The sequence below is a fragment of the Pseudoxanthomonas sp. LjRoot204_2 genome (genome assembly GCF_056175765.1).
In genome coordinates this window covers 1-2,796 of record NZ_JBGFFG010000428.1, presented here as the reverse complement: position 1 = coordinate 2,796, position 2,796 = coordinate 1, and the positions used below count along the sequence as shown (strand labels likewise).

Here is a 2,796-nt window from a genome sequence, read left to right as displayed (position 1 = left end):
GCTTTCGGCGAACCGCGCTCACGAGTTCGTTTTCACTAATCCCGCTGCCTTCGCCAATATGCCCTCGCTCCCTGAGCTACAGGAAATCAACGAGGCCTCGCAACTTGTCTCGGGCCTCTCAGGCCCGGATATCGCCGAGTCTTTAAGCGAAGGTGCATTGGCGAACTTCACCGGACAGGGCGCTCGCCAAGAGGAGCGCTTAGCAGCGCTAGCCTGCGCACTGATCGACCGTGGCTACCGACCTCGCCAAGCCGATCTTACTGGCGCGATCACCCTCGATACATAATCCGTCGAGCGGGCGCCACGCCTTTCATCCACTCTGACGCCTACGGAGAATTCGCATGCATGCAAGCGGACGGCACGCATGATGTTCATGATCGGCCAAGGCGAACGCGTGGTGCCGGTGGGCGAACCGGAGCCGCAGCATTGCCCGCGTTGCGATCAGGAGCGCGACTTCCAGCCGCAGCTGGCCTACAAGTATGGTGAGTTCGACCTGCTGTTCGGCTTCGTCYACGGTCGGCGCTACCAGCTGGCCTGTCCGGAATGCCACCAAGGCTGGCGACTGGATCGGTGGCAGGCCGAACGGCGTTATGGCAAGCCGGATATCCCGTTCCGCCTGCGTTACGGTCTTTTCGTCCTCCTCGGCCTGGTCGCCGCCTTGGGTGCGGCCTACCTGGCGAATCCGTCGCTGCCATGACCGCGCTCACGCCCCTCGATACCGCCCTGCTGCTACCGATGACGGCGCATGTCGCGCTCGCCGCGTGCCTCTACGTGCTGCTGACGATCGCGCGGGCGCCGGCGATCTGGGGCATCGGCCGCCGCGCGGATGGCAGCAATCCGTGGGCGAAGGTCGAGCCGCGGATCAGCGCCAACCTGTCCAACCAGTTCGAGTGGCCGCTGTTCTTCCATGTCGCCTGCGTCGTGCTGATGTTGCTGGGCGCGAGCCACGCTGCCATCGCCCTCGCGTGGCTGTTCGTCGCCGGTCGTGTCCTGCATAGCGTCGTGCAGGTCGCGACCACGAACGTGCGCCTGCGGGGGCTCGTCTTCACCGCGAATTTTATGGCCGTGCTGGGCCTGTGGGGCCTGCTGCTGCAGGCAGCGCTGGCGCACGCGTAATCCGCCCTTCCTCCTGGACCCCTCATGACGACCTCCGACTACCTCCTCATCTCCCGCGGCCAATGGGACGAAAGCGCATCGAAAGAAGACGTGCAGGACGCCATCGATCGCTTCTACACCTGGTACGAAAAAGGCGTGGCCGACGGCGTGCTCAAGCCCGGCAGCCGCCTTGAGAACCGAGGCAGACAGGTATCTCGCACCGGCATCACCGACGGACCGTTCGCCGAAGCCAAGGAGCTGGTCGGCGGCTACTGGTTCATCGTCGCCGAGTCGCTGGACCACGCCGCGCGGATCGCGTCCGAGAACCCCTGCCTGGCCTTCGGGCTGACGCTGGAAATCCGGCCACTGGAGGCGGCGCGCGCACGTGTTGATGTCGTGGCCAACGAAACACCGTCGGCGTGGCGTTCCGGCGAAGGCTGAGGTCTGCCGATGCATGCGCTTCCCTCGGTGCTGGATGGCGGCTGCCACTGCGGCGCGCTGACGCTTGCCTTCTCCACGCGTATGGTGCCGGCCGCGACGGCGCCCCGCGCGTGCGACTGCAGCTTCTGCCGCGCGCACCGCGCCGCATGGCTTTCCGATACCGACGCGCAGCTGGTCGTCCGCGTGCAACGGCCGGACCGCCTGCGCCGTTATCGGCAGGGATCGGAGGCCGCGCAGTTCCTGCTGTGCGGCGACTGCGGCGTGCTGGTGGCGGTCGTGTTCGAAGAGGGCGACCAGCGCCACGCCGCGGTCAACGCCGGATGCCTGGATGCACGCGACGGCTTCGCGCCGCCCGTGCCCGCCTCACCGCAACGGTTGGCGCCCGAGGAGAAAGCCGCACGATGGCGGCAGCTGTGGATCCGCGACGTGCGGGTGGATAGCCCCTGAGGCGTGGTCAGCCCGCCGCCATCACCGCTTCGATCTCGTCCGCGCTGCGCGCCAGCGCATCGGTGAGCACGCGCGGCTCGCCGTCGGTGACCAGCACGTCGTCCTCCGTGCGGATGCCGATGCCGCGCCACTTGGGGTCGACCGTCTCGTCATCGTGGCCCACGTACAGGCCCGGCTCGATGGTGAACGCCATGCCGGCTTCCAGCAGGCGCGATTCGCCGTCGATGCGGTAGTCGCCCACGTCGTGCACGTCCAGGCCCAGCCAGTGGCCGGTCTTGTGGCGGTAGAAGCGGCGGTACGTGCCTTCGGCGAGGTTCTTCTCGAGCTTGCCTTTCAACAGGCCGAGCTTCAGCAGGCCTTCGGTCAGCGTCTCGACCGCGGCCACGTGCCCGGCCTCGTACGGCACGCCGACGCGGGCGCAGTCCAACGCGGCACGCTGGGCCTCGCCGACAAGGTCGTGCAGCGCGCGCTGCGCGGGGGTGAAGCGGCCGTTGACCGGGAACGTGCGGGTGATGTCGGCGGCGTAGCCGCGGTATTCGGCACCCGCATCGATCAGCACCAGGTCGCCGTCGCGCGCCTGCGCGGTATTCGCTCGGTAGTGCAGCACGCAGGCGTTGCGGCCGGCGCCGACGATGCTGTTGTAGGCGGGCCATGCATCATTGGCACGGAACACGCGCTCCACGTCGGCCTGCAGCTCGTACTCGCGGATGCCGGGGCGCGCCGCGCGCATCGCAGCGAGGTGGGCCTGGACGCTGATGTCGGCGGCGCGCTGCATCAGCTTCACTTCGTCCTTCGACTTGAACAGCCGCAGGT

Annotated in this window: 6 protein-coding genes; 5 read left to right on the top strand and 1 reads right to left on the bottom strand. The window is 67.7% G+C overall.

What is annotated here, in order from left to right; all coding sequences use genetic code 11:
- From AC04L7_RS15995 to AC04L7_RS15975, 5 genes are all read left to right on the top strand, one after another.
- Positions 1-286, top strand: a 286-nt coding sequence (locus AC04L7_RS15995) for a hypothetical protein (protein WP_475513396.1), incomplete at its 5' end; no start/stop codon positions are given.
- An 87-nt stretch (positions 287-373) separates the two neighbouring features.
- Entirely contained in the window at positions 374-697 is a 324-nt protein-coding gene (locus tag AC04L7_RS15990) for a hypothetical protein (protein WP_475513395.1), read from the top strand.
- Complete coding sequence (locus tag AC04L7_RS15985) at positions 694-1,116, top strand: MAPEG family protein (protein WP_436000286.1); 423 nt, start codon at positions 694-696, stop codon at positions 1,114-1,116. The genes AC04L7_RS15990 and AC04L7_RS15985 overlap by 4 nt, the downstream gene beginning before the upstream one ends.
- A gap of 24 nt (positions 1,117-1,140) precedes the next feature.
- The gene (locus tag AC04L7_RS15980; RefSeq protein ID WP_299346767.1) at positions 1,141-1,536 is read left to right on the top strand and encodes a YciI family protein; all 396 of its coding nucleotides are present in this window, start codon (positions 1,141-1,143) and stop codon (positions 1,534-1,536) included.
- Between the two features lie 9 nt (positions 1,537-1,545).
- On the top strand, positions 1,546-1,983 hold the full coding sequence (locus AC04L7_RS15975) for a GFA family protein (RefSeq protein ID WP_436000288.1): 438 nt from the start codon (positions 1,546-1,548) through the stop codon (positions 1,981-1,983).
- Between the two features lie 7 nt (positions 1,984-1,990).
- Here the strand turns inward: AC04L7_RS15975 and AC04L7_RS15970 are convergent.
- Positions 1,991-2,796: M24B family metallopeptidase (locus tag AC04L7_RS15970; RefSeq protein WP_475513394.1), on the bottom strand; the 806-nt coding region annotated here is incomplete at its 5' end.

Excerpts from the sequence above, each read along its gene's own strand:
- AC04L7_RS15985 (WP_436000286.1), top strand. The coding sequence starts at position 694 with ATGACCGCGCTCACGCCCCTCGATACCGCCCTGCTGCTACCGATGACG.
- AC04L7_RS15980 (WP_299346767.1), top strand. The coding sequence starts at position 1,141 with ATGACGACCTCCGACTACCTCCTCATCTCCCGCGGCCAATGGGACGAA.
- AC04L7_RS15975 (WP_436000288.1), top strand. The coding sequence starts at position 1,546 with ATGCATGCGCTTCCCTCGGTGCTGGATGGCGGCTGCCACTGCGGCGCG.